We start from the raw sequence: 25,567 nt of genomic DNA, 5'->3' as shown, positions 1-25,567 counted from the left end.
CGGATCACCTCGCGCCGGATGTCGGGGACACGGACCTGCGACTGGGCACGATCCGGTCCACCAGTCCGTACTCCAGGGCCTGTTGCGCGTCCAGGACGGTGTCCCGCTCGATGTCCGCGTTCACCTGTTCGGGGCTGCGCCCTGTGTGCCGTACGAGGATCTCCTCCAGGTGGGCGCGGACGCGGATCAACTCGTCGGCCCGGATGGCCAGGTCGCTCGCCTGCCCTTCCACCGGGACGGTGAGCGCGGGCTGATGGATGACCACCCGCGCGCCCGGCAGGACGGCGCGTTTGCCGGGTGTGCCCGCCGCCAGCAGCACCGCGGCGGACGAGCCGGCCTGTCCGAGGCAGGTCGTCTCCACGTCGCAGGCGACGTAGCGCATGGTGTCGTAGATCGCCGTCATCGCGGTGAAGGAGCCGCCGGGCGAGTTGATGTAGAGCGCGATGTCCCGGTCCGGGGCCTGGTGTTCCAGATACATGAACTGCGCCATCACGTCGTTCGCGGAGGTCTCGTCGACCGGCGCTCCGAGGAAGACGATCCGCTCCTCCAGCAGCTTCGAGTACGGGTCCGTCGTCCGGTTCCCGGCGCTCGCGCGCTCGGTGAACTCGGGCAGGACGTGACGGGCGAACGGTCGGGTCATGGCGAACCCCTCCTCGTGGCAGAACCGTGTTCGGCTGCACTGCATCCTGTAAAAAATGTACAGGACGTACGTTATGAGAGGGGGGAATCGTTGGGGTTCGGCCGTTCGCGGGCAGCGGAAGGGAGCCTTCGAGGACCGGTGAGGGCCGCGTTCATCCCCCGGTCGGCGGCTCGTGCAGGCCGAAAGAGGAGCCCTGGTCGTCCCGGCACAGCGCGAACCGGCCGAACCGGGCCACCGACCCCGCGTCTTCCTCGCCCTCCTCGCCGAGGTCCTGGACCGAGCCGCCCAGTTCCCGCACCCTGGCCAGGGCGGCGTCCAGGTCGTCGACCCGGAAGAAGAGGTACGGCGAGGCTCCCGCGTCACCGCCGTGCAGGCCGCCCGGCACGCCGCCGGTGCCGATGGAGAACCCGCGCCCCGTGGGGCCGGCTTCGAGGGCCCAGTCGAACAGGCCGCCGTAGAAGGCGCGCCCGCGCTCGGGATCTGCCACGCCGAGCTCGAAGAACGACGGTTCGCCTGTCATGGGGCACCTCCCGCGGGCCGGTGGCCTGTGCTCGCCCCCGCCTCCATCGTCCTCCCCGCCGAACGGCGGCGCAGCCGGTCGTCGCGAGGTGAACCGTAAGCTGGGGGCATGGCCTACGAGATTCCGGTGACGCAAGCCAGGGCTGAGCTCGCCGACCTGATCAACCGGGTGGTGTACGGCGGTGAACGCGTCGTCGTCACGCGCCACGGCAAGCCTCTCGTCGCCCTCGTCTCCGCCGCCGACCTCGAACGTCTGGAGGAACCCCGGGAAGCACCGGGGGACCAGGTGATCACCTCGGTCACCGGAGTCCGCGACGCCGCCTCCTCCGCGCCCCGCGAGCCCCACCGCTTCGGCATCGCGGCGGAACACCGGGGGCCGGACCCGACGTAGGGCCTGTCCGGCGGATCGTGCCGCGGGCGCGGGGCCGGCACGCCTTCGCGCACTGGCCCTCGGGTCAGTGCGCGGAACGCGTGCCGGCCCCGCACCGGCTCTCGGGTGTGAGCGCTGCCCGAGCGGCGTTGCCGTCGGCCGCAAGCCGCACCACCCAGGGCGGGCCGACCGGGCTCGTTCAGGCGGCCGCCGCCGGTGCCGGGGCCCGGTCGGGCGCCGGTGAGTCGCCCCGCGCGCGCTGCCGAAGCGCGCCGCCGAGCAGTACCGCGCCCAGACCCAGCACGGCCCACCACGTGAGCGTCAGCGCGGGGCCGGCGGCTGCGGCGCCGTCGAAGAAGGACACCGAGCGCAACAGCGAGGCGCCCGCGCCCGACGGCAGCCACTGGCCGATCGCACCGGCCGGCTGGGGCAGCATCTCCGGCGCCGAGGACGCTCCCGAGAAGGGGTTGCCCAGCAGCATCATCACGGCCCCGCCCAACCCGAGACCGGCCCGCCCGAGCAGCGCCCCGAGCCCGGCGATACCCGCGCCGACGGCCAGGGTCGACAGCCCGAACACGCCGGCCACGGCCCACCAGTCACCGGTGACCACCCCGAGCCAGCTGTGTGCGATCGCCGCCGCGACCAGGCCGGTCAGCCCGGCGGCGCCGACCAGGGCGGCGACCGCGCGGGCGCCGCGCAGCCCCAGCAGGGTCGTCACCGTGCCCGTCGCGATCCCGGCCAGCGCCAGCGGCAGCACGCTCGCGCCGAAGGCCGCGCCGCGCGGGTCCGCCTCGGGAGCGGGCACCACATCGACGACCTGGACCGGGGTCCCCGAGGCGGAGGCCTGTCCGGTGACCGCCTGCTGCAGCAGCTGGGCGACGGCGGGGCCGGCCGCGGACGCCGTGAGCAGCTTCGGGCCCCGGTCGCCTGCGATCACCGCGCCGTACACGGTCCGTTCCTCCACGGCGTCGCGGGCCGCGTCCTCGTCGGCGTAGCGGTGGATCTCGAAGGCGCCCTCGCGCTGGGTGAGCCGCTGCTCCACCTGCGCGACCGCGGTCGGCGGCCCCGCCACACCGAGCGGCAGATCATGGGGCGCCGTGCGGGCGGCCGGCCAGGCGAAGGCCCACAGGGCCAGCGACACCAGCACGGGAACCAGGACGATCACGGCGATCATGCGACGGCTGTCCATGAGAGCTCCTATCAAAAAGAAGGATCGTTCGTTTTACTTGGGACACCACCGTGCGACCGTTCGGCGTCCTTGTCAAGAAGGAACGTTCGTTTTAGATTGGGGTCATGGCCCGCGTATCCCAGGAACACCTCGACGCCCGCCGCCGGCAGATCCTCGACGGCGCCGCGCTCTGCTTCGCCCGCAACGGCTTCCACGCCACGTCGATGCAGGACGTGCTGAAAGAGGTCGACCTCTCGGCAGGCGCCGTCTACCGGTACTTCAGCGGCAAGGAGGAGCTGATCGAGGCCATCGTCACCGAGGTGCTCGGCGCCCTCCGCAGCGTCTACGAGCGTGCCGCGCAGGAGAGCCCGCCGCCCATGCCCGACGAACTCATCGCCCGCACCCTGGCGCACATGGCGCGGGAGCGGCCGGCCGTGACGGACGACGGCGAGTGGCTGTTCCCGCGGCTCATGATCCAGGCCTGGGGTGAGACGCTGCGCAATGACGCGCTGTCCGCCCTTTTGGGTGAAGGGTTCACCAAGGTGACGGCGGCCTGGGCGAAGGTCGTGGTCCGCTACCAGGAAACCGGCATGATGCGCGACGACGTCGACCCGGAGGCCGTGGCCCGGACGCTGATGGCCACGGTGCAGGGGTTCGGTGCCCAGTACGCGCTGTTCGGCGGTTTCTCTCCGGAGGCGCTCCAGGCGGGCATGCGGGGAGTGTTGAGCATGCGAGAGGTCGCCGCGGGCCCCGGTAATCAGTCGGTCAAATCCGGGTGACGTGGCCGAAACACTCTAGCCCTACTCTGCACCTCGATCCACCTGCGGTTCTGGAGCACAGGCGGGTGCCGTCCCGGCGCATTCATGTGTGTTACATCTAGAGCCGTCGCGGTGGCCGCGGCAGCCGGACCGCCCGGTCCTGGCGTCATGCCCTGTGAGGTGGTAAATGCAACTGACCCCGCACGAGCAGGAGAGACTGCTCATCCATGTGGCGGCGGACGTGGCGGAGAAGCGCCGTGCCCGAGGCGTGAAACTCAACTACCCCGAGGCCGTCGCACTGATCACCTCGCACCTCCTCGAAGGCGCCCGTGACGGTCGCACGGTCGGCGAACTCATGGCCTCCGGACGCAAGGTGCTCCACCGTGACGAGGTCATGGAGGGCATCCCCGAGATGATCCACGACGTGCAGGTCGAGGCCACCTTCCCCGACGGTACCAAGCTGGTCACCGTCCACGATCCGATCATCTGACGGGGCGGCGGTCATGATTCCCGGAGAGATCCTCTTCGCCGATGGGCCGGTCGCCTTCAACGAGGGGTGCGAGACCACCCGCCTGACCGTGCTCAACACCGCCGACCGGCCCGTCCAGGTCGGCTCCCACTACCACTTCGCCGAGGCCAACCCCGCTCTCGACCTCGACCGCGCACTCGCCCGCGGCAAGCGGCTCAACATCGCGGCCGGCACCGCCGTCCGGTTCGAGCCCGGCATCCCGGTCGACGTGGAACTCGTTCCCCTCGCGGGTGCCCGCGTCGTCATGGGTCTGCGCGGCGCGACCGGAGGTGCCCTCGATGCCTGAACTCTCCCGTCCCGCCTACGCCGACCTGTTCGGCCCGACCACCGGCGACCGCGTCCGGCTCGCCGACACCGACCTCCTCGTGGAGATCGAGGAGGACCGCTCGGGCGGCCCCGGCCGCTCCGGCGACGAGGCCGTCTTCGGCGGCGGCAAGGTGCTGCGCGAGTCCATGGGCCAGTCCCGTGCCACCCGCGCCGACGGCGCTCCCGACACCGTTGTCACCGGTGCCGTGATCATCGACCACTGGGGCGTCGTCAAGGCCGACATCGGCATCCGCGACGGCCGGATCACCGCCATCGGCAAGTCCGGCAACCCGGACACCATGGACGGCGTCCACCCCGACCTCGTCATCGGTCCCGAGACGGAGGTCATCGCGGGCAACGGCAAGATCGTCACCGCCGGCGGCATCGACACGCATGTCCACTTCATCGCGCCGGCCGCCGTCGACGAGGCCCTCGCCTCCGGCGTCACCACCCTGATCGGCGGCGGCACGGGCCCCGCCGAGGGCAGCAAGGCGACCACCGTCACCCCGGGTTCCTGGCACCTCGCGCGGATGTTCGCCGCCCTGGAGTCCAGCCCCGTCAACATCGGCTTCCTGGGCAAGGGCAGCACCATGTCCAAGGAGTCCATGCGCGACCAACTGTGCGCCGGCATCCTCGGTTTCAAGATCCACGAGGACTGGGGCGCCACCCCGGCCGTCATCTCCGCCTGTCTGGACGTGTGCGAGGAGTCCGGAGTCCAGCTCGCCGTCCACACCGACACCCTGAACGAGGCGGGCTTCGTCGGCGACACCTTCGACGCCGTCGCCGGCCGCACCCTGCACGCCTTCCACGTCGAGGGTGCCGGCGGCGGCCACGCGCCTGACATGATCACGGCGGTCTCGCTGCCCAACATGCTGCCGGCGTCCACCAACCCGACCCGGCCGCACACCGTCAACACCGTCGAGGAGCACCTCGACATGCTGATGGTCTGTCACCACCTGAACCCCGCGGTCCCCGAGGACCTGGCCTTCGCGGAGTCCCGCATCCGGCCCAGCACCATCGCGGCCGAGGACATCCTGCACGACATGGGAGCGATCTCCATCATGGCGTCGGACGCCCAGGCCATGGGCCGCATCGGAGAGGTGATCCTGCGGACCTGGCAGACCGCGCACGTGATGAAACGTCGCCGGGGCTTCCTGCCCGGCGACACCCGCGCCGACAACCTGCGCGCCCGTCGATATGTCGCCAAGTACACCATCAACCCCGCCGTCGCCCAGGGCATCGAGCACGAGGTCGGCTCCGTCGAGGCCGGCAAGCTCGCCGACCTGGTGCTCTGGGACCCGCGGTTCTTCGGAGTGAAGCCGCAGTTGGTGCTCAAGGGCGGCCAGATCGCGTACGCGCAGGTGGGCGACGCCAACGCCTCCATCCCCACCCCGCAGCCGGTCCTGCCGCGCCCTATGTTCGGCGCGCTCGGCACGGCACCCGCCGCCAACTCGGTCGCCTTCGTGGCGGAGGCGACCATCGAGGCCGGGCTGCCGGAACGCCTCGGTCTCGGGCGGGCGTTCGTGCCCATCCGGTCGACCCGCGGCCGTACCAAGGCCGACATGCGGCAGAACGACGCCCTGCCACGCGTCGAGGTCGCCGCGGACTCCTTCGCGGTGACCATCGACGGCGAGCTCGTCGAACCAGCGCCCGTCGCCGAACTACCGCTCTCGCAGCGGTACTTCCTCTTCTGAGCGCCGACATGAGCCGCGCAGCACTGCTCGTCCTCGCGGACGGCCGCTTCCCCGCCGGAGGTCACGCCCACTCCGGCGGGGCGGAGGCCGCCGTAAGGGCCCGACGCATCACGGACGCCGCGAGCCTGGAGGAGTTCTGCCGGGGGCGGCTGCACACGAGCGGGGCCGTCGCGGCCTCCCTCGCGGCGGCCGCGGCCCTCGGCGTCGACCCCAGCGAACTCGACCTCGCCGCGGACGCCCGCACCCCGTCACCCGCGCTGCGGCTGGCGGCACGCAGGCTCGGGCGGCAGCTCCTGCGGGCTGCCCGCGCCACCTGGCCGCATCCCGAACTCGACGCGCTGGCGCAGCGGTTTCCCAAGGGCGCCCACCAGCCCGTCGTGCTCGGGCTGACCGCGCGCGCGGCCGGGCTCGGGCCGCTGGACGCGGCGTACTGCTCCGCCTACGAGGGGGTGAGCGGGCCGGCGACGGCCGTGGTGCGGCTGCTCAGCCTCGACCCGTTCGACGCGACCGGTGTGCTCGCGCGGCTCGCGCCGGACCTCGACCGGGTGGCACGGGACGCGGTGGAGGCGGGGCGGCAGGCCGTGACCGGCGGGGTCGACGTGCTGCCCGCGCGGTCGGCGCCGTTGCTGGAGATCGGGGCGGAGACGCATGCCGCATGGCCCGTGCGGTTGTTCGCCTCGTAGGGGGCCGGTTCGTGGGGCCGGTTCGCCCCGCCGCCCCTTTCCCTTCCCGACCCCAGGGGCTCTGTCCCTTCGGCCCCGCCAGGGAGCCCCGCCCCCTGGACCCCCGTCGGCCTTGACGGCCTCGTCCTCAAACTCCCCAGAGGGGGAGACCCCGGCACGGGCTGGATACAGCCGGCCTCGGCTTTCCAGACGCCGGACGGGCCGGACACAGCCGGCCTCAGTTCTCGTACAGGAGTCGCAGCATGCATCTTGACCATCACCACGACCTCCCCGCCGTCTCCGCCGACGCCCACCGGCCCGACGGACGCCGCCGCGCCCTGCGGATCGGGCTCGGCGGGCCCGTCGGATCCGGGAAGACCGCGACCGTCGCCGCGCTCTGCCGGGCGCTGCGGGAGGACTTCTCCCTCGCCGTCGTCACCAACGACATCTACACCCGTGAGGACGCCGAGTTCCTGCTCCGGGAGGCGGTGCTGCCGCCGGAGCGGATCAGTGCCGTCGAGACGGGGGCCTGCCCGCACACCGCGATCCGGGACGACATCTCCGCCAACCTGGAGGCCGTCGAGGATCTGGAGGACGAGGCCGGGCCGCTCGACCTGGTCCTGGTGGAGTCCGGCGGGGACAACCTCACCGCCACCTTCTCCAAGGGGCTCGTCGACGCCCAGATCTTCGTCATCGACGTGGCCGGGGGAGACGACATCCCGCGCAAGGGCGGACCCGGCGTCACCACCGCCGACCTGTTGATCGTGAACAAGGTGGACCTCGCCCCGTACGTCGGCTCGGACCTCGCGCGCATGGCGGCCGACGCGAAGGCACAGCGCGGTGAACTGCCCGTCGTACTCCAGTCGCTGCGGAGCGAGGGCGGCGTGCGGGAGGTCGCGGACTGGGTGCGGGACCGGATCGCCGCGTGGACCGCGTGACCACTCCGGGCGGCGTACGGGCGAAAGCGCGCGTGCTCGCCCACGGCGACGGACGCGGCGGCACCGTCCTGCCGGTGCTGGAGGGGGAGGGCCCCCTCGCGGTGCGGCGCACCCGGGGGAGCGGTGCCGAGGCCCGGGTGATGCTGGTCGGCACGATGAGCGGGCCGCTCGGCGGCGACCGCTTCACGGTCGCCGCCGAGGCTGACCGGGGCGCCCGGCTCCGGGTCGGCTCGGCCGCCGCCACCCTCGCCCTGCCGGGGCAGGACAAGGCCGGGGCCCGTTACGACGTCGAGCTCGCCGTCGGCGACGACTCCGAACTCCACTGGCTGCCGGAGCAGTTGATCTCCGCGCACGGTAGCGACCTGCACGTCACCACACGTGTCGACCTCGCCCGCAACGCCCGCTTCCTGCTGCGGGAGGAACAAGTGCTCGGCCGGTCCGGCGAGGAACCGGGGCGGCTCACCAGCCGTCTGACCGTACGGATCGCCGGCCGGTGCGTACTCGATCAGGAACTGGCCTGCGGTCCCGGCGCCCCGGGCGGCTGGGACGGCCCCGCCGGGCTGGCGGGGCACCGTGCCGTCGGACAGCTCGTCGTCGTACGACCGGAGTTCGCGGCCGGACCACCGGCGGCGCGGGCCCTCACCGAGGGCGTGGCGGTCATGCCGCTCGCCGGGCCCGCCGTACTGGTGACGGCCGTGGCCCCGGACGCCCTGCTGCTCAGGCGGCTGCTGGAGGAGGCGTCGGACGCGCTGGGCTGAGGTCCCGGCGATCGAACATTATTCTCCGTTTATCGGATTGGCAAAGAAGTAGTATCACCTCTGTCCTCAGGGAACGCACAGCCGCGAGGATCCCCGTACTTGTCGCAATCATGTACGGGGAGGGCCACTTGAGGAAGAGCAGACTGGGGCGCAGGACGGCGGCGTTCGGATCGGCCGGAGCACTGGTCACCGCCACACTCGTGGCCGGCGCCGTCGCGGCGCCCGCCGCGAACGCCGCTCCGGCCACCGGCCACGGACACGCGAAGGGCTGGGACCGCGAGGCCCGCGGCACCGCCATCGCCGCGGCCCGTGCCGCGCGGGCCGGTGTCGACTGGCAGGACTGCCCCGCCGACTGGAACCTGCCCAAGCCGATCCAGTGCGGCTACGTCACGGTGCCGCTCGACTACGCCAAGCCCTTCGGCAAGCAGATCAGGATAGCCGTCGACCGCATCGGCAACACCGGCACCAAGGCCGAGCGCCAGGGCGCGCTCCTCTACAACCCCGGCGGCCCGGGCGGCTCCGGCCTGCGCTTCCCGGCCCGCGTCACCGGCAAGAGCGCGGTCTGGGCCGACGTGGCCAAGGCCTACGACTTCGTCGGCTTCGACCCGCGCGGCGTCGGCAAGTCCGCGCCCATCTCCTGCGTCGACCCGCAGGAGTTCGTCAAGGCACCCAAGATGGACCCCGTGCCCGGCTCCGAGGCCGACAAGCTCGCCCAGCGCAAGCTCGCCCGCGAGTACGCCGAGGGCTGCTACGAGCGCAGCGGCGAGATGCTCCCGCACATGACCACGCCGAACACCGCGCGCGACCTCGACGTCGTCCGCGCCGCGCTGGGCGAGAAGAAGCTCAACTTCCTCGGCGTCTCCTACGGCACCTACCTCGGCGCCGTCTACGGCACCCTCTTCCCGGACCACGTGCGCCGGATGGTCGTCGACAGCGTCGTCAACCCGTCCCGCGACAAGATCTGGTACCAGGCCAACCTGGACCAGGACGTCGCCTTCGAGCGGCGCTGGAAGGACTGGCAGGACTGGGTCGCGAAGAACGACGCCACCTTCCACCTCGGCGACACCCGCGCCGAGGTCCAGGAGAAGTGGCTCGAACTGCGCGCCACCGCGAAGAAGGAGCCGCTCGGCGGGGTCGTCGGCCCGGCGGAACTGATCTCCTTCTTCCAGAGCGCCCCGTACTACGACTCCGCGTGGGTGCCGGTCGCGACCGTCTTCGGCAAGTACGCCGCCGGTGACACCCAGGCCCTCGTCGACGCCGCCGCCCCCGACCCGTCCGACACAGCGGGCAACGCCTCCGCGGAGAACGGCAACGCCGTCTACACCGCCGTGGAGTGCACCGACGCCAAGTGGCCCACCGACTGGAACACCTGGGACCGGGACAACACCCGGCTGCACCGCGACCACCCGTTCATGACCTGGGCCAACGCCTGGATGAACCTGCCGTGCGCCACATGGCCGGTCAAGCAGCGGACCCCGGTGAACGTGAAGAGCGGCAAGGGACTTCCGCCGGTGCTGATCGTCCAGTCCGAGCGGGACGCGGCCACCCCGTACGCGGGCGCCGTCGAACTGCACCAGCGGTTCGGGGGATCGCGTCTGATCACCGAACGGGACGCCGGTTCGCACGGCGTCACCGGCCTGGTCAACCCGTGTATCAACGACCGGGTGGACACCTACCTGCTCACCGGCAAGGTGGACGCCCGGGACGTGACCTGCGCCCCGCACGCCACGCCCAAGCCGTAACGACGAGCGGACACGAGGAGGGGGCGGCCGGTCCGACCGGCCGCCCCCTCCGCCGTCCTCAGCCCTCCCGCGCCGCCAGCCAGGTGTCCTCCGCCGCGTAGTCGAAGAGGTCGCCGTAAGCCCGCGCCATCTTCGGGTACGCCTCCCGCCAGTCCCGGCCGGCCAGTCGCTCCTCCAGGAAGGCGACCGTGTCCGGCAGGGTCTCGGCGTACCGGACCACCGGGCGGTAGCCCAACTGCCGTTCCGCCGCCGTCATGTCGCACACGACGGGCGTGGGCACCGACCACGGCGTGTCGCCCACGCCGTCCGCGGGCGGCGGACCGTCCACCAGTACGTCCTCGGCCTCCACGCCCATCACCGCGTCGATCGCCGCCGCGATCTCCGCCACCGTCGGCGCGTCCGGGTCGACCGCGTTCAGAACGCGCGTCCCCGGCCGCGGGGCGGCCAGCCGGATCAGCTCGGCGATGGTGTGCACGCTCGCCGGGTGGAAGCGGCTCGCACCGCCGTACGCGAGGACGCGCCGACGCCTGCCGTCGAGGTTGCGCTTGACGAAGTACAGCTCGCGCGGGGTCCGGCAGTGCGGCCCGTGGATCGCGCCCGCGCGCAGCAGGGTGACGGGCAACCGGTCGCCCGCCGCGAGGAGTTCACGCTCCAGTGCGACCTTGCGGGTGGAGTACGAGGTGTCGCCCGGACGGACCGTGCGCTGCTCCTCGGTGAGCGGCACGGGATACTCGGGGAAGCCGTCGGGTTCGGCCTGCGTGTCGAAGTTGCGGCCCTTGTCGTCCTCGTAGACCGACACGCTGGAGATCACCACCGCCGAGCCGACCCGTCCGGCGAGCCGGCCCAGCTGCCGCGCGTGCCCTTCCCCGAAGGCCACCATGTCCACCAGGACGTCACAGCCGTCACCCACCACCGCCGACAGGGCCGCGTCGTCCTCCCGGTCGGCCCGCACCACACGTACGTCCTCGGGCCAGTCCCCGTCCCGCTCGCCGCCCCGCGAGACGGCCGTCACCTCCCAGCCGTCGCGGGCCAGCGCCCCCACCGCCACCCGGCCGATCTGCCCCGTCGCTCCGACCACCACAGCACGTGTCATACGGCGACCGTAGGCGCACACCCGGCCACCCGACCACGCCCTTCTGCCGACGGCAGACGCGAGGAGCGCCGACGGCGGGCAACGAGCCCCGAGCGGCGGCCCCCTAGCGGTGCGGCAGCCGGGGGAACCTCGGCCCCTTCGCCGTCTTCGCCGCCTCCTCGGCCTTCACGTCGGCCGCGTACCGGTCGACGTACTCCTGGCCGGACAGCGTCAGGACGGCGTACATGATCTCGTCGGTGACGGCGCGCAGCACGGCCTTCTCCCGTTCCAGGCCGGCGTAGCGGGAGAAGTCCAGGGGCTCGCCGAAGCGGATCACCACGGGGTGCAGCCTCGGGATCTTCCGGCCCGGCGGCTGCGCTTCGAAGGTGCCGATCATCGCGCAGGGCACCACCGGCACCCCGGCCCTGAGCGCCATCACGGCGACTCCGACCTTGCCCTTGTACAGCCGGCCGTCGTGCGAGCGGGTGCCCTCCGGATAGATGCCGAGCAACTCGTCCTTGCCCAGCACGCCGAGCCCCTCGCGGATCGCGGCCTGCCCCGCCTCCTTACCGGCACGGTCGACGGGGATCTGCCCGGCACTGCGGAAGAAGAAGGCGGTCAGCCGGCCCTTGAGGCCCGGCCCGGTGAAGTACTCGGCCTTGGCGAGGAAGGTGATGCGGCGTCTGAGCACCGCGGGCATCAGGAAGTGGTCCGCGAACGAGAGGTGGTTGCCCGCGACGATGGCCGCCCCCGACGCCGGCACGTGGTCCAGGCCCTCGATCCGGGGGCGGAAGACGACTCTCAGCAGCGGGCCCAGCAGTACGTACTTGAGCACGTAGTAGAACACGGTGTGTCTCCCACTCTCCCGGTAGGCACGGCACGGCTCCGTGTGGGACGTCCGCGTCCGGTGATCGATCGTAGCCCGGACCGTGCCGATCGGGCCGGGCCCGGTTCAGCCCCTCTTCGATCGAACGAGGCATCGACCGGGCGGTGGGGCGCGTTCCGGCCCGACGACGCGTGGTCAGAACTTCGGCGTGGGGGCCCGCGACTCGACCAGCTCCGCCGCCTCCTCCTGGCTCTGCACCGACGGCGGGGAGCCTTCGAGGGGCTGCTGGGCCGTCTCCTTCATGCAGGCCACGGCCACGATTCCGACCAGGGCCGCGGCCATCGCGTAGTAGGCGGGCATCATGTCGGAGCCGGTGACGCTGATCAGGGCGGTGATGACCAGCGGCGTGGTCCCGCCGAACAGCGACGCGGACAGGTTGTAGCCGACCGAGAGGGAGCCGTACCGGACGTTGGTGGGGAACATCGCCGGGAGCGCCGCCGACATCGTGCCGAGCAGGCAGACCAGGGAGAGACCGAGCATCAGCATGCCGGCCGAGACGGCGAGCAGACTGCCGTCCTGCACCAGCACGAAGGCCGGGGCGGACAGGACGAGGAAGCCGATCATGCCGGTCATGAGGAGGGGCTTGCGGCCGTAGCGGTCGGACAGGCGGCCGACCTGGTTGATGATCAGCATCAGCAGCACCATGGTGGCCACCAGGATCATCAGACCGTGGCTCTCGCTGTAGTCCAGCTCGTCCGAGAGATACGTGGGCATGTACGACAGCAGCATGTAGTCGGTGATGTTGTACGCGCCGACGAGCGCGATGCACAGCACCAGCTGCCGCCAGTGCGTGCGGAAGATCTTGGCGAGGTCGCCCCGCGCGGTGGTCTCCACCGCGGTCGCCGCCTCCGAGACGTGGACGTTGGAGTCCTCCAGCTTCAGGAACGCGGGCGTGTCGTCCAGCCTCAGCCGCAGGTAGATACCGACGATGCCGAGCGGCGCCGCGACGAGGAAGGGGATGCGCCAGCCCCAGGCGTCCATGGTGTCGCTGCCGAGCCAGGTCGTGAGGCCGGTGACCAGACTCGCGGCGCCGGTGTACCCGGCCAGCGTGCCCAGCTCCAGGAAGCTGCCGAAGAAACCGCGCCGCTTGTCGGGCGCGTACTCGGCGATGAACGTGGAGGCACCGCCGTACTCGCCGCCGGTCGAGAAGCCCTGGAGCAGGCGGAACAGGATCAGCAGGACGGGAGCCCAGAAGCCGATGGAGTCGTAGCTGGGGATGAGCCCGATGGCGGCGGTGCCGATCGCCATGAGGATCATCGTCAGCGCGAGCACCTTCTTGCGGCCGACCTTGTCACCCATCGGACCGAAGACCATGCCGCCGAGCGGACGCACCAGGAACGCCACGGCGAACGTGGCGAACGAGGAGAGCAGCTGCGCGGTGTCGCTCCCGGAGGGGAAGAACACGCGGCCGATGGTGCCGGCCAGATACGCGTAGATGCCGAAGTCGAACCACTCCATGGCGTTGCCCAGAGAGGCGGCCTTCACCGCCCTCTTGACCGCGGCCTCGTCCGTGACGGTGATGTCCGACCGGCGCAGCCGGGGGTTCTGCCGGCGCTTGATCGCCCGGAACAGGGCCGGGTGGCGGCGGACCGCCGCGGCGTCGGATTCTTGGCCGTTCTCGGTGGGGGACGTGGCGGACTCCCTTTCCACGGGCAGCCGCTCCCGGCGGAGTGCTGCTCGGTCGTACATTTCTCAGGTCGTACCGTTCCCCCGATCATGCTGGGTATGGTCGTGACTTCGGTCATGTGGTTGAGCCGATGAGGTGAGCGGCGCGCGGACGGCCGCGGTGGGTACGCTGCCCGCATGCGCATCTCCGTCTCCTCCGACATGGACGAACCCGTCGCCCGCCTCCTCGTCGACGAGCTGCGCGGACGGGGCCACGAGGTGCTGGCGCACGGCGCGCTGCGGCCCGGGGCGGACCCCCGGTGGGCGGTGTGCTCGGAGCGGGCGGCGCGGGAGGTCGCCGACGGCACGGCCGACCAGGCCGTGGTGTGCTGCTGGACCGGCACCGGCGCGTCGATCGCCGCGAACAAGGTGCCGGGCGTACGGGCGGCCCTGTGCGCCGACGCGTACACGGCGGACGGGGCCCGCCGCTGGAACGACGCCAACGTGCTCGCGATCAGCCTGCGGCTGACGTCGGCGCCGCTGCTGCGGGAGATCCTCGACGCCTGGTTCGCGGGCGGGCTCAGCGAGGACGCCGAGGACCGGGACAACGTGACACACGTGGAGCGGCTCGACCGGGGCCGAGCCGCTCCGTGACAGGACCTCCGGGCGGGGTCAGGACGTCCGGGGTCAGGACGTCCGGGGTCAGGACGTGAGGACCTTCTCCAGTGTCCCGAGCGCCCCTTCCAGCTCCTCACCGGTGACGGTCAGCGGCGGCGCCAGGCGGATCGTGGAGCCGTGCGTGTCCTTGACGAGGATGCCCTCGCGCATCAGACGCTCACTGACCTCGCGGCCCGTGCCGAGCGCCGGGTCGACGTCGACGCCCGCCCACAGCCCGCGCGCGCGGAAACCGACGACGCCCTTGCCGACCAGGGCGGTCAGACCCTCGCGCAGCACCGCTCCCAGCTCCGTCGCCCGGCGCTGGAACTCGCCCGTCTCCAGCAACTCCACCACCGCCGTGCCGACCGCGGCCGCCAGCGGATTGCCGCCGAACGTCGAACCGTGCTCGCCCGGATGCAGCACACCGAGCACCTCCCGGCTGCCGACCACCGCCGACACCGGCACGATGCCGCCGCCCAGCGCCTTGCCGAGCAGCACCACGTCCGGCACCACCGACTCGTGCGCGACGGCGAGGGTGCGCCCCGTGCGGCCGAGGCCCGACTGGATCTCGTCCGCGATGAAGAGGCACCCGGCCCGGCGGGTCAGCTCCCGTACACCGGCCAGATAGCCGTCGTCCGGGATCAGCACGCCCGCCTCGCCCTGGATCGGCTCGATCAGCACGGCCGCCGTCGTCTCGTCGACCGCCGCCTCCATCGCCGCCAGGTCGTTGTACGGGACGACCCGGAAGCCGGGAGTGAAGGGGCCGAAGCCCGAGCGGGCCGTCTCGTCCGTGGAGAAGCTCACGATCGTCGTCGTACGGCCGTGGAAGTTGTCCGCCGCGACCACGATCGTCGCCCGGTCCACCGGGACGCCCTTGACGTCGTAGGCCCACTTGCGGGCCACCTTGATGCCGCTCTCCACCGCCTCAGCGCCGGTGTTCATCGGCAGCACCATGTCCGTGCCGGTCAGCGCGGCCAGCCGCTCGGCGAAGGACGCGAGCCGGTCGTTGTGGAAGGCGCGCGAGGTCAGCGTGAGCCGGTCCAGCTGGCGGTGGGCGGCCTCGACCAGCGCCGGGTGCCGGTGGCCGAAGTTGAGGGCCGAGTAGCCGGCCAGCATGTCCAGGTAGCGGCGGCCCTCCACGTCCTCGACCCAGGCGCCCTCCGCACGGGCCACGACCACGGGCAGCGGGTGGTAGTTGTGCGCGAGGACGGGCTCCTCCGCGCGGATCAGCTCCTCGGAGCCGCGGTCGCGGACGGGTACGGTCATGAGCGGATCTCCCGGATCTCCTGGGTGCAGCACTTGATGCCGCCACCGGCCTTGTGGAACTCGGACAGGTCGACGGGGACGGGGACGTAGCCGAGGCCGGCAAGCTGATCGGCGAGTCCCCGGGCCCCGGGCGAGATGAACACGTGCCGTCCGTCGCAGACGGAGTTGAGCCCGAACGCCATGGCGTCCTCGCGGGTGGCGATCACCGCGTCCGGGTAGAGCCGCTCCAGCACCTCACGGCTGCCGGGCGAGAAGGCCCCGGGGTAGTAGGCGACGTTCCCGGCGGCCCCGTCCTTCCCGTCGTCGAGCACGAACAGGGCCGTGTCCAGATGGTAGAAGTACGGATCCACGAGCGTCAGCGAGATCACCGGCACGCCGAAGAACTCCTGCGCCTCGCGGTGCGCCTCAGGGGTCGTACGGAATCCCGTGCCGGCCAGGATCCAGCGGCCGGCCGGGACCAGGTCGCCCTCGCCCTCGCAGACCGCCTCGGGGTGGTGGACCTCGAAGCCCTCCGTCTTGAACCACGCCTCGAAGGGCACGGACTCGGGACGGCGCTCGGGCGCGTGGAAGTGGGAGCCGAAGACCCGGCCCTCGACGACGACCGCGCAGTTCGCGGCGAAGACCATGTCGGGCAGGCCCGGGACCGCCCCGACGGTGTCGACGGTGTGGCCGTGGGCGCGGTAGGCGTCGACCAGTGCCTGCCACTGGTCCAGGGCGCGGATGACGTCGACCGGTCGGCCGGTCGACATCCACGGGTTGATCGCGTACTGCACGGCGAAGTGTCTGGGTTCGCAGACCAGGAAGCGCCGCCGGCGCGGCACACGGGATTCGGGCACAGAGGGGTTCCTCCGCTTCCTGACGGGCTGTGACTGAGGGATGACACCACGGTAGAAAGCGAAGGAGACGGACGACAAGCGACAAAAGCTGCGTGTTGGCGCAGGATCACTGCGTCCTGGGCCAGGTCAGCGCACGTCTGCTGCGCCCTCGGCCGGGTGGGGTGCCGCGCCCTCGGGCGCCGGGAGGCTCGCGCCGGCCTCCGGAGCGTCCTGGATCAGATGGGACAGCACCATCACGCTGATCGTCTTCCGGATGAACGGCTCGGCCCGGATCCGCTCCAGCACCTCCTCGAAGTGCTCCACGTCCCGCGCCCGCACATGCAGCAACGCGTCCGCACCGCCGGTCACCGTCATCGCCGCCGTGATCTCCGGATAGCCGCGCGCGACCTCCGCCAGCCGCCTCGGCGGAGCCGCGCCCTCGCAGTACACCTCCACGTACGCCTCGGTGCGCCAGCCCAGCGCGGAAGGGCGCACCGTCGCCGTGAACCCGGTGATCACGCCCGTCTCGCGCAGCCGGTCCACCCGGCGCTTGACCGCCGTCGAGGACAGCCCGACCGCCGCGCCGATCTCGGCGAAGGACGTCCTGGCGTTCGCCACCAGGGCGGTGACGATCTTCCGGTCGAGTTCGTCGAACGAGGCGGGCCTGCTGTTCATGAGGGCACTGTATCCAGCGGATACGTCCACCTCGGGGCGTGTGCAGGCGTACGGATTGCTCCTACACTCCAGCCTCATGCTGCGCGCCCTTGCTGTCGACGACGAACGCCCCACGCTCGAGGAACTCGTGTACCTGCTGAACGCCGATCCCCGCATCGGCACGGCGGAGGGCGCGGGCGACGCGACCGAGGCGCTGCGCCGCATCAACCGCGCCCTGGAGTCGGGCCCCGACGGTCCGGACGCCATCGACGTCGTCTTCCTCGACATCCAGATGCCGGGCCTGGACGGGCTCGACCTGGCCCGGCTGCTGAGCGGGTTCGCCCGGCCGCCGCTGGTCGTGTTCGTCACCGCGCACGAGGACTTCGCCGTGCAGGCCTTCGACCTCAAGGCCGTCGACTACGTCCTCAAACCCGTCCGCAGGGAACGGCTCGCCGAGGCGGTCCGCCGCGCCGTCGAACGCCGGGGCACCACGGCCCCCGCTCCGCGCATACCCGTGCACGAACCCGACCCCGACCACATCACCGTGGAACTCGGCGGCGTCACCCGCTTCGTCCCCGTCGAGGACATCACCCACGTCGAGGCCCAGGGCGACTACGCCCGCCTGCACACCGACCGGGGCAGCCACCTCGTCCGCATCCCCCTGTCCACCCTGGAGGAGCGCTGGCGCGCCCGCGGCTTCGTCCGCATCCACCGCCGGCACCTCGTCGCCCTGCGCCACATCGGCGAACTCCGCCTGGACGCCGGCACCGTCAGCGTCCTGGTCGGCACCGAGGAACTCCAGGTCAGCCGGCGCCACGCCCGCGAACTGCGGGACCTGCTCATGCGGAGGCCGTGAGACATGCCCCAGGACCCCACCGAACGCCGCGTCACCGTCACCGGCCCGCCCAGGCGGACCCGCCGGGCCTCCGGGTACTACCGCCCGCGCACCGAGATCGACGAGCAGACCACCCTCGGGCACACCTACGTCCGGTCCCTGATGCGCAGCCAGCTGCGCGCCGGCCTCACCGCCTTCGCGGTCCTCGGGCTCCTCGTCGGGCCGCTGCCGCTGCTGTTCGCGGCGATGCCCGACGCACGCCGCCTGGAATGGGCCGTCCTCGGCTTCGGCCTGTACGCCCCGCTGGTCCTCCTCGCCCGCTGGTACGTGCGCCGCGCCGAGCGCAACGAACGCGACTTCGTCCGCCTCGTCGAGGACCGGTGACCTTGTCGAGCCAGGCCGTGAAGGCGCCATGAACTCCAGCTACGCCATACCCGCCGTCGCCCTCGTCGTGGTCGCCACCGTCCTCGTGGGCGCCTTCGGCCTGCGCATCTCCCGCACCACCTCCGACTTCTACGTCGCCTCCCGCACCGTCGGCCCCCGCCTCAACGCCGCCGCCATCAGCGGCGAGTACCTCTCCGCCGCGTCCTTCCTCGGCATCGCGGGCCTGGTCCTGGTCCAGGGCCCGGACATGCTCTGGTACCCCGTCGGCTACACCGCCGGCTACCTGGTCCTGCTGCTCTTCGTCGCCGCGCCGCTGCGCCGCTCCGGCGCCTACACGCTGCCCGACTTCGCCGAGGCCCGGCTCGCCTCCCAGGCGGTACGGCGGCTCGCGGGGGCCTTCGTCGTCGGCGTCGGCTGGCTCTACCTGCTGCCCCAGCTCCAGGGCGCCGGACTGACCCTGACCGTGCTGAGCGGCGCCCCCGACTGGCTGGGCGGGGTGATCGTCGCCGTCGTCGTCACCGCCATCGTCGCCGCCGGCGGCATGCGCAGCATCACCTTCGTCCAGGCCTTCCAGTACTGGCTGAAACTCACCGCCCTGCTCGTCCCCGCCCTCTTCCTGGTGCTGGCCTGGCAGGGTGACGGCGCCCCCGGCCGGCCCTTCGACGAACCCGCCACCTTCCGCGAGCAGCGCTCCGTCCGGGTCGACGACAGCCTCACCCTCAAGCTCGACCGTCCGCTGACCGTCACCGTCGACGGCACCGTGGACGGCCGCATGCACGACGACGCCCGGATCGGCCTGCCCACCGGAACCCATCACATCGAGTCCGGCACCCGGCTCACCTTCGCCGAGGACACCCCCGTCCCGGCCGCCGGACGCGGCGCCGACGACGCCCTGTCCCCCTCCCGGGCCGAGAGCCGCACCGAACGCCCGCTGTACGCCACCTACGGGCTGATCCTCGCCACCTTCCTCGGCACCATGGGGCTGCCGCACGTCGTGGTCCGCTTCTACACCAGCCCGCACGGCGTCGCCGCCCGCCGCACCACCGTCGCCGTGCTCGGCCTGATCGGCGCCTTCTACCTGCTGCCGCCCGTCTACGGCGCCCTCGGCCGCCTGTACGCGCCCGAGCTGACCCTCACCGGCGACGCCGACGCGGCCGTCCTGCTGCTGCCCGACCGGGTGATCGGGGGAGTGGGCGGCGACCTGCTCGGCGCCCTGGTGGCGGGCGGTGCCTTCGCCGCCTTCCTGTCGACCGCGTCCGGGCTGACCATGGCCGTCGCGGGCGTGCTCACCCAGGACGTGCTGCCGTCGCGCGCCGTACCGCACTTCCGGCTCGGCACCGTCCTCGCCATGGCCGTACCGCTCGCGGCGAGCGCGCTGGTCGGCGGGCTGCCGGTCGCCGACGCCGTCGGCCTCGCCTTCGCCGTGTCCGCCTCCTCCTTCTGCCCGCTGCTCGTCCTCGGCATCTGGTGGCGGCGGCTGACCCCGACCGGCGCGGCGGCCGGGATGCTGGTGGGCGGCGGCTCCGCCCTGTGCGCCGTCGCCGCCACCATGGCCGGCTTCCCGGGTGACGGCGGTGCGCTGCACGCGCTGCTGGCCTGGCCCGCGCTCTGGTCGGTGCCGCTGGGATTCCTCACCATGGTGCTGGTCTCCCTGGCCACCCCGGGCCGGGTACCGGCCGGGACGGCGGCGATCCTGGCCCGCTTCCACCTGCCGGAAGAGCTGCGCGCGGAGGAACTGCGCACGGAGGACCTGCGCAGAGAGGACCTGCGCAGAGACGAACGGCGCGCCGCGGACGACCTGCGCAAGGAGGTGGCCCCGTGAGCGGCTCCATGGGCGGTTTCCTCGCTGGCCTGGTCGTCGCCGTGCTCCCTCTCCTGGCCGCGGGCTTCTGGCTGGGGCGCCGCACGGCCCGCCCGCAGCACCTCGGCGGACTCGGCACGCCGGTCGAGCACGCCACCTTCCAGACCCTGCACACCGCCTCCCTGGCCACACCCCCGTTGCGCGCCGGCCTGACCGAGGAGACCGCGGGAAAGTCGGCCCGCAAGCTGCGCTCCCTGCTCGGCACGGACGCGCTGTGCCTGACCGACCTCAAGGAGGTTCTGGTCTGGGACGGCGTGGGCGCCCACCACCGCTCGGAGATCATGGAACGTCTCGCAGGACCGCTGGAGACCGGCCGCGGCGAAGCCTTCCCGCTCACCTGCGACACCCCCGACTGCTCGGTGCGCTGGGCGGTGGTCGCCCCGCTCACCGTCGACGACCGGGTGCACGGCGCCCTCGTCGCGTGCGCGCCCCGCGAGTCCGCCGTCCTGGTCCGGGCCGCCGGCGAGGTCGCCCGCTGGGTCTCCGTCCAGCTGGAGCTGGCCGACCTCGACCAGTCCCGCACCCGGCTCATCGAGGCCGAGATCAAGGCCCTGCGCGCCCAGATCTCCCCGCACTTCATCTTCAACTCGCTCGCGGTGATCGCGTCCTTCGTGCGCACCGATCCCGAGCGCGCCCGCGAGCTGCTCCTGGAGTTCGCGGACTTCACCCGCTACTCGTTCCGCCGGCACGGCGACTTCACCACCCTCGCCGACGAACTGCACGCCATCGACCACTACCTGGCGCTGGTGCGGGCCCGCTTCGGCGACCGCCTCGCCGTCACCCTCCAGGTCGCCCCCGAGGTGCTGCCGGTCGCCCTGCCCTTCCTCTGCCTCCAGCCGCTCGTCGAGAACGCCGTCAAGCACGGCCTGGAGGGCAAGTCCGACCGGTGCCGCATCCAGATCACCGCGCAGGACGCGGGCGCCGAGGCGCTGGTCGTCATCGAGGACGACGGCGCCGGCATGGACCCCGGCCTGCTGCGCCGCATCCTCGCGCGCGAGGTGAGCCCGTCGGGCGGCATCGGGCTGTCCAACGTCGACGACCGGCTCCGCCAGGTCTACGGAGACGACCACGGCCTCGTCATCGAGACGGCCGTCGGCGCGGGCATGAAGATCACCGTCCGGCTGCCGAAGTACCAGCCGGGCGTGCACTCGGCGGCCAGGCTCGGCCGCGAGTGAAGCCTGGTACGCCCCGGCGTGGGGCTCAGGTGCTGCGGGTGGCCACCATCCCAAAGGTGATCAGGCCCAGCACGACCCAGCCGAACCACAGCCAGCCGTTGCTCCCGAGCGCCACCGTGTAGGCCGTCACCGCGACCAGGCCGCCGATGGTGAGCGCTCCCATCGTCTTCGTGGAACTGTCCGTGGAACCGGGCATCGCGACACCCTCCTCATGGTCCGTTCCCCTCCATGGTGCCCCCGTTCCGCCTCCTTACGGTGCAGACGGCAAGATATGAGCCGGATTTCCAGGCCCCCGCGGCCGTCCGGGACCCGGCCTCGTGCGGGGAGGGGGCGAATCCGTAGTCGCGCGGCGGCACCTCCCGCGCACACGCCCGGTCCGCCGCCCCGGGCGCCTCGGCGAGCGTGACGCCGGAGGCCAATCGGGTGAAACCGAGCACCTGGGCGTCGTACCGGCCCGCGCAGGACACCAGCCGGACCTCCCGCGCGGAGTGCACGTCCAGACAGTCCCGGCGCTGCATGGTCGCGGTGTCCGCGAACACCGACCCCGGCTCCCGATGCCGCCCGAGCGGCCCGTACACCGGCCCGTGCGCGCCCAGCACCAGGCAGGCGGTGCGCCTGCGGGCGGTCTCGAATCCGTCGTCGGCCGGCACCACCGCCACACCGCGCACCCCGGCCGGCCGACCCCGGACCTCGCGCGTCCGCTCCTCGCACCGCGCCGGCCCCAGCTCGCGGGCCTCCTCGGCGGAGGAGGCGGGCACGAACGCCATCACCTGGCCGTCGGGCGCCGCGCTTCGGCAGCCCGGGTCCACGGTGAGGCGCGGCGTCCCCGCGAACCGGATGCCGCCCGGCCACCGGGCGCGGAGGCAGTCCCCGTCCTCCAGCGGTGCCACGAGCCCCACGGCGTCGCCGTACGGTGCCCCGGTCCCGTCGGCCGCCCGGTCGGCCAGGGCGTACCAGACGCCGCCCAGCGCGAGGACCAGACCGAGCCCGCCGGCCAGAGCGGCACGCGGGACCCGTGGGCGCGGACGCCGGTGCCCGGCGGGGGAGGCGGCGGCGGCCGGCCGATCGGCGGCGCCGGTCGGGCGATCGGCGGCGCCGGTCGGGGCACGGGCGTGGGCGGTGCGGACCAGGGAGGCTGCGATCCCGGGTGGGTCCGCGGCCGGACGTACGCGTCGGTCTGCGGCGTGACGATCCACGCCAGTTCCGCCTCCGCCTCGGCCGCCGTGACGCGCGGCCCCGGGGCCCCGTCCAGCAGCCTCTCCAGCAGGGGCCCCAGCGCACCGGCGCGTACGGGCGCCCCCGTGGGGGAGGGCTCGCGGCCCTCGGCGGCGTAGTGGAGCGTGCGGCCCAGCGCGAGGAGACCGTCCCCGTCTCCGGCCCGGTCCAGGAGCAGGATCCTGCCGTACGGCGCGCCGTCGTGGTCCGGTGCCGGCAGGATGTCGGCGGGCCCCACCCGACGGTGCGGCGCACCCCGCTCGTTCCCGCCGGCCGGCGCGTCGAGCACGGAGAGCACGGCGAGCCCGATCCGGGCGCACTCGGCCGGGGCCGGCGGACCGCGTCGGGCCACCAGTCGCCTCAGCTCGACGGCGCCCGCGACGTACTCCATGACCGTCCACGGCACACCCTCGTGCTCCACCACGTCGTGAACGGTCACCACGAGCGGATGGTCGCGCGGCCGTGGCAGGTCCCGGGCCCCGGCGCGGGCGGTCTTCAGCGCGACCTCGCAGCCCAGCCGCTGATCGTGCGCGAGCCACACCCGGTCCGACCCGCCGTCGCCGAGCGGGCGCAGCAGCAGACAGCGGCCGGCGACGACCCGGCCCACGTGACGTGACATACCGCTCCCCCCGGGCGGTTTCCCCCGACGCGCCACATGCTACTGACCGGAGCCGTCGTCAGCCGCCGCGTGTGTTCAGTGAGGCCAGATAGGCGTTGTACGCCTGAAGTTCCTTGTCCCCGTCGCGGTCGGCGGCCCGGTCGCTGCGCCGGGCCTGCCGCTCCTCCGAGGCGTACCACTGGAACAGCAGCGCGAGCAGCACCAGCACGGACGGGACCTCGCTGAAGGCCCAGGCGATGCCGCCGGCCGCGTTCTGGTCGGAGAGCGCGTCGATGCCGAGCGACGCGGGCGGGTTCCTGAACGTCTCGACCATGGGCGAGGACGCCATCATCAGCGCGATGCCGAAGAACGCGTGGAACGGCATGCCCGCGAACAGCTCCAGCATCCGCATCAGATAGCCCGGCCGGTGCGGGCCCGGGTCGACGCCCATGATCGGCCAGAAGAACACCACACCGACGGCGAGGAAGTGCACCATCATCCCGATGTGCCCGACCTTGGACCCCATCAGGAAGTCGAAGAGCGGGGTGAAGTACAGCGCGTACAGGCTCGCGATGAACAGCGGGATGGTGAACGCGGGGTGCGTGACGATCCGCATGTAGCGGCTGTGCAGCAGCATCAGCAGCACCTCGCGGGGGCCCTTGCGGCCACGCCCCGCCGTGGGCAGTGCGCGCAGGGCCAGGGTGATCGGGGCACCGAGCAGGAGCAGGATCGGCGACACCATGCTGATCATCATGTGCTGCACCATGTGCACGCTGAACATGACCATGCCGTAGTCGTTGAGCTTGGTGCACATCATCAACACGATGCTCAGTACACCGACGACGAAGGACACGGTCCGCCCCACCGGCCACTTGTCGCCGCGCCGGACCAGCCGGACGACGCCCCACCCGTACAGTGCCAGCCCCAGGAGACAGGCGATCAGGAAGAAGGGGTCCGCCGACCACGCGAGACCTCGCCCCAGCGTGAACGGCGGCAGATTCATCGTCATGCCGTGCCCGCTGTGATCCATCCGCCGGCTCCTGTTTCGTGGGGGTTGAGCGCTGTCTGTCCGCACCAGACTAGAACCGCCCCCGGCCACTGTTGTGACCGGGGGCGGTCCAGCGCCACGTCAGGGGCGCGGGGAACTGCGCGATCAGCCACACACGGCCCGCAGCCCGCGACGAACCTCATGTCCCGAGCTCTCAGCGGTCCCGCAAATCACAGCACGCACTCCGCCTCCGCGTACCGCGCATCCGGCACCGTCTTCAACGACTCGACCGCGTCGGCGAGCGGCACGGTGACGATGTCCGTCCCCCGCAGCGCCGTCATCATCCCGAACTCTCCGCGGTGCACGGCCTCCACCGCGTGCCAGCCGAACCGGGTGGCCAGCACCCGGTCGTACGCCGTCGGCGTGCCGCCGCGCTGGACGTGCCCGAGGATCACCGGCCGGGCCTCCTTGCCGAGGCGCTCCTCCAGCTCGATCGAGAGCTGACGGGCGATCCCGGCGAAGCGCTCGTGGCCGTAGACGTCCTTGCCGCCCTCGTCGAAGTCCATGGTGCCGGCCCTCGGCTTGGCACCCTCCGCGGCCACCACGATCGCGAACCGCTTGCCCGCCGAGAACCGCTCGCCGACCTTCGCGGTCAACTCGTCGATGTCGAAGGGCCGCTCCGGCACGACGACGGCGTGGGCGCCGGCCGCCATGCCCGAGTGCAGCGCGATCCAGCCGGTGTGCCGCCCCATGACCTCGACGATCAGCACCCGCTGGTGGGACTCGGCGGTGGTCTTCAGCCGGTCCAGGGCCTCGGTGGCGACGGTCACGGCCGTGTCGAAGCCGAAGGTGACGTCGGTGACCGCTATGTCGTTGTCGATGGTCTTCGGCACGCCCACGATCGGCAGACCGTTGTCGGACAGCAGCCGGGCCGCCTTCAGCGTGCCCTCGCCGCCGATCGGGATGATCGCGTCCAGGCCGAGTTCCTCGACGTGGCCCCGGGCGCGCTCGACGCCGTCCCGCAGGTGCTCGGGACGGACCCGGGAGGAGCCCAGGATCGTGCCGCCGCGCGCCAGGATGCCGCCGACCGCGTCCAGGTCGAGCTTGAGGTAGTCGCACTCCAGGAGGCCTTTCCAGCCGTCCCGGAAGCCGATGACCTCGTCGCCGTGGTCGACGACGGCGCGGTGCACGACGGACCGGATGACGGCGTTCAGGCCGGGGCAGTCGCCGCCGGACGTGAGGACACCAATGCGCATAGCCCGAAATACCTTCTCAACGTGGCACGGGTCCGGACCGCGCTGTCCGGCTCGATCCCCGCCACCCTAGCGGCACCGGGGGGCGGGACCGAACCGTGCGTCCGCCTACTGGACGTGCCCGCTCACCTGTGCGGATGAGTCATCAGACGGGCCCGCCCCAGGAAGGTCACGCAGGCTGCCGCGCAACGGTACCTACGCCGGCTGCCGCGCAACGGT

28 protein-coding genes are annotated in these 25,567 nt (G+C 72.4%); 14 read left to right on the top strand and 14 right to left on the bottom strand.

The window, feature by feature from the left end; translation table 11 throughout:
• Positions 1-4 precede the first annotated feature (4 nt).
• A complete protein-coding gene (locus ACIQ6R_RS13670; protein ID WP_404221116.1) occupies positions 5-640 on the bottom strand; it encodes an ATP-dependent Clp protease proteolytic subunit in 636 nt (211 codons plus the stop codon).
• 151 nt (positions 641-791) lie between these two features.
• Entirely contained in the window at positions 792-1,160 is a 369-nt protein-coding gene (locus ACIQ6R_RS13665; RefSeq protein ID WP_404180812.1) for a VOC family protein, read from the bottom strand.
• Positions 1,161-1,268: 108 nt separating this feature from the next.
• Between ACIQ6R_RS13665 and ACIQ6R_RS13660 the strand changes: the two genes are divergently transcribed.
• Positions 1,269-1,550 (top strand): type II toxin-antitoxin system Phd/YefM family antitoxin, encoded by a 282-nt coding sequence (locus ACIQ6R_RS13660; protein WP_404221113.1) that lies wholly within the window; start codon positions 1,269-1,271, stop codon positions 1,548-1,550.
• A gap of 178 nt (positions 1,551-1,728) precedes the next feature.
• On the opposite strand, the gene ACIQ6R_RS13655 is transcribed toward ACIQ6R_RS13660, so the two are convergent.
• A complete protein-coding gene (locus ACIQ6R_RS13655) occupies positions 1,729-2,718 on the bottom strand; it encodes an ABC transporter permease (protein WP_404221111.1) in 990 nt (329 codons plus the stop codon).
• Between the two features lie 104 nt (positions 2,719-2,822).
• Here ACIQ6R_RS13655 and ACIQ6R_RS13650 point away from each other — a divergent pair, with 104 nt between their 5' ends.
• From ACIQ6R_RS13650 to ACIQ6R_RS13615, 8 genes are all read left to right on the top strand, one after another.
• The gene (locus tag ACIQ6R_RS13650; protein ID WP_404221109.1) at positions 2,823-3,476 is read left to right on the top strand and encodes a TetR/AcrR family transcriptional regulator; all 654 of its coding nucleotides are present in this window, start codon (positions 2,823-2,825) and stop codon (positions 3,474-3,476) included.
• A gap of 166 nt (positions 3,477-3,642) precedes the next feature.
• On the top strand, positions 3,643-3,945 hold the full coding sequence (locus ACIQ6R_RS13645; protein WP_404180801.1) for an urease subunit gamma: 303 nt from the start codon (positions 3,643-3,645) through the stop codon (positions 3,943-3,945).
• A gap of 13 nt (positions 3,946-3,958) precedes the next feature.
• On the top strand, positions 3,959-4,270 hold the full coding sequence (locus tag ACIQ6R_RS13640) for an urease subunit beta (protein WP_404180799.1): 312 nt from the start codon (positions 3,959-3,961) through the stop codon (positions 4,268-4,270).
• On the top strand, positions 4,263-5,984 hold the full coding sequence (locus ACIQ6R_RS13635) for an urease subunit alpha (protein ID WP_404221107.1): 1,722 nt from the start codon (positions 4,263-4,265) through the stop codon (positions 5,982-5,984). Before ACIQ6R_RS13640 ends, ACIQ6R_RS13635 begins: the two co-directional genes overlap by 8 nt.
• 8 nt (positions 5,985-5,992) lie before the next feature.
• On the top strand, positions 5,993-6,667 hold the full coding sequence (locus tag ACIQ6R_RS13630) for an urease accessory protein UreF (protein WP_404221105.1): 675 nt from the start codon (positions 5,993-5,995) through the stop codon (positions 6,665-6,667).
• A gap of 242 nt (positions 6,668-6,909) precedes the next feature.
• Positions 6,910-7,584, top strand: coding sequence for an urease accessory protein UreG (ureG, locus tag ACIQ6R_RS13625; RefSeq protein ID WP_404221103.1), 675 nt, complete (start codon positions 6,910-6,912; stop codon positions 7,582-7,584).
• Positions 7,572-8,342, top strand: a complete 771-nt coding sequence (locus tag ACIQ6R_RS13620; RefSeq protein ID WP_404221100.1) for an urease accessory protein UreD — start codon at positions 7,572-7,574, stop codon at positions 8,340-8,342. The genes ureG and ACIQ6R_RS13620 overlap by 13 nt, the downstream gene beginning before the upstream one ends.
• 128 nt (positions 8,343-8,470) lie before the next feature.
• The gene (locus ACIQ6R_RS13615) at positions 8,471-10,084 is read left to right on the top strand and encodes an alpha/beta hydrolase (RefSeq protein ID WP_404221098.1); all 1,614 of its coding nucleotides are present in this window, start codon (positions 8,471-8,473) and stop codon (positions 10,082-10,084) included.
• Between the two features lie 58 nt (positions 10,085-10,142).
• On the opposite strand, the gene ACIQ6R_RS13610 is transcribed toward ACIQ6R_RS13615, so the two are convergent.
• The 3 genes from ACIQ6R_RS13610 to proP all read right to left on the bottom strand — a co-directional run bounded on the left by ACIQ6R_RS13610 (position 10,143) and on the right by proP (position 13,692).
• Entirely contained in the window at positions 10,143-11,177 is a 1,035-nt protein-coding gene (locus ACIQ6R_RS13610; protein ID WP_404221095.1) for an NAD-dependent epimerase/dehydratase family protein, read from the bottom strand.
• A gap of 103 nt (positions 11,178-11,280) precedes the next feature.
• Complete coding sequence (locus ACIQ6R_RS13605) at positions 11,281-12,003, bottom strand: lysophospholipid acyltransferase family protein (protein WP_404221094.1); 723 nt, start codon at positions 12,001-12,003, stop codon at positions 11,281-11,283.
• Between the two features lie 174 nt (positions 12,004-12,177).
• The gene (gene proP, locus ACIQ6R_RS13600; RefSeq protein ID WP_404221368.1) at positions 12,178-13,692 is read right to left on the bottom strand and encodes a glycine betaine/L-proline transporter ProP; all 1,515 of its coding nucleotides are present in this window, start codon (positions 13,690-13,692) and stop codon (positions 12,178-12,180) included.
• A 153-nt stretch (positions 13,693-13,845) separates the two neighbouring features.
• Between proP and ACIQ6R_RS13595 the strand changes: the two genes are divergently transcribed.
• Positions 13,846-14,301, top strand: a complete 456-nt coding sequence (locus ACIQ6R_RS13595; RefSeq protein ID WP_404180775.1) for an RpiB/LacA/LacB family sugar-phosphate isomerase — start codon at positions 13,846-13,848, stop codon at positions 14,299-14,301.
• A 48-nt stretch (positions 14,302-14,349) separates the two neighbouring features.
• Here the strand turns inward: ACIQ6R_RS13595 and rocD are convergent, their stop codons facing one another.
• The 3 genes from rocD to ACIQ6R_RS13580 form a co-directional block, all read right to left on the bottom strand.
• Positions 14,350-15,570 (bottom strand): ornithine--oxo-acid transaminase, encoded by a 1,221-nt coding sequence (gene rocD, locus ACIQ6R_RS13590; RefSeq protein WP_404221092.1) that lies wholly within the window; start codon positions 15,568-15,570, stop codon positions 14,350-14,352.
• Complete coding sequence (ddaH, locus tag ACIQ6R_RS13585; RefSeq protein WP_404221090.1) at positions 15,567-16,406, bottom strand: dimethylargininase; 840 nt, start codon at positions 16,404-16,406, stop codon at positions 15,567-15,569. Before ddaH ends, rocD begins: the two co-directional genes overlap by 4 nt.
• Before the next feature lie 126 nt (positions 16,407-16,532).
• Positions 16,533-17,060 (bottom strand): Lrp/AsnC family transcriptional regulator, encoded by a 528-nt coding sequence (locus ACIQ6R_RS13580; protein ID WP_404221088.1) that lies wholly within the window; start codon positions 17,058-17,060, stop codon positions 16,533-16,535.
• Between the two features lie 76 nt (positions 17,061-17,136).
• Here ACIQ6R_RS13580 and ACIQ6R_RS13575 point away from each other — a divergent pair, with 76 nt between their 5' ends.
• From ACIQ6R_RS13575 to ACIQ6R_RS13560, 4 genes are read left to right on the top strand one after another with little or no spacing between them, the layout of a single operon-like run.
• On the top strand, positions 17,137-17,895 hold the full coding sequence (locus tag ACIQ6R_RS13575; RefSeq protein WP_404180764.1) for a LytR/AlgR family response regulator transcription factor: 759 nt from the start codon (positions 17,137-17,139) through the stop codon (positions 17,893-17,895).
• Between the two features lie 3 nt (positions 17,896-17,898).
• Entirely contained in the window at positions 17,899-18,258 is a 360-nt protein-coding gene (locus tag ACIQ6R_RS13570) for a hypothetical protein (protein WP_310874557.1), read from the top strand.
• Positions 18,259-18,286: 28 nt separating this feature from the next.
• On the top strand, positions 18,287-20,080 hold the full coding sequence (locus ACIQ6R_RS13565) for a cation acetate symporter (RefSeq protein WP_404221086.1): 1,794 nt from the start codon (positions 18,287-18,289) through the stop codon (positions 20,078-20,080).
• 8 nt (positions 20,081-20,088) lie between these two features.
• Positions 20,089-21,294: a sensor histidine kinase gene (locus ACIQ6R_RS13560; RefSeq protein ID WP_404221366.1), complete on the top strand. Its 1,206-nt coding sequence runs from the start codon at positions 20,089-20,091 to the stop codon at positions 21,292-21,294.
• A 25-nt stretch (positions 21,295-21,319) separates the two neighbouring features.
• Here the strand turns inward: ACIQ6R_RS13560 and ACIQ6R_RS13555 are convergent, their stop codons facing one another.
• The 5 genes from ACIQ6R_RS13555 to ACIQ6R_RS13535 all read right to left on the bottom strand — a co-directional run bounded on the left by ACIQ6R_RS13555 (position 21,320) and on the right by ACIQ6R_RS13535 (position 25,351).
• Positions 21,320-21,490 carry a hypothetical protein gene (locus ACIQ6R_RS13555; RefSeq protein ID WP_404180758.1) on the bottom strand — a complete coding sequence of 57 codons (171 nt, stop codon included), beginning with the start codon at positions 21,488-21,490 and terminating at the stop codon, positions 21,320-21,322.
• 13 nt (positions 21,491-21,503) lie between these two features.
• Entirely contained in the window at positions 21,504-22,061 is a 558-nt protein-coding gene (locus ACIQ6R_RS13550) for a septum formation family protein (RefSeq protein ID WP_404221084.1), read from the bottom strand.
• Positions 22,061-23,128 (bottom strand): hypothetical protein, encoded by a 1,068-nt coding sequence (locus ACIQ6R_RS13545; RefSeq protein WP_404221082.1) that lies wholly within the window; start codon positions 23,126-23,128, stop codon positions 22,061-22,063. The genes ACIQ6R_RS13550 and ACIQ6R_RS13545 overlap by 1 nt, the downstream gene beginning before the upstream one ends.
• Positions 23,129-23,186: 58 nt before the next feature.
• Positions 23,187-24,137, bottom strand: coding sequence for a cytochrome c oxidase assembly protein (locus ACIQ6R_RS13540; RefSeq protein WP_404221080.1), 951 nt, complete (start codon positions 24,135-24,137; stop codon positions 23,187-23,189).
• A gap of 188 nt (positions 24,138-24,325) precedes the next feature.
• Entirely contained in the window at positions 24,326-25,351 is a 1,026-nt protein-coding gene (locus ACIQ6R_RS13535; protein WP_404221078.1) for a 6-phosphofructokinase, read from the bottom strand.
• Positions 25,352-25,567 lie beyond the last annotated feature (216 nt).

It is taken from the genome of Streptomyces sp. NPDC096048 (genome assembly GCF_044763415.1).
Taxonomy (GTDB): Bacteria; Actinomycetota; Actinomycetes; order Streptomycetales; family Streptomycetaceae; genus Streptomyces.
The sequence above is the reverse complement of the archived record's forward strand: the minus strand, read 5'-3'. Positions and strand labels throughout refer to the sequence as shown.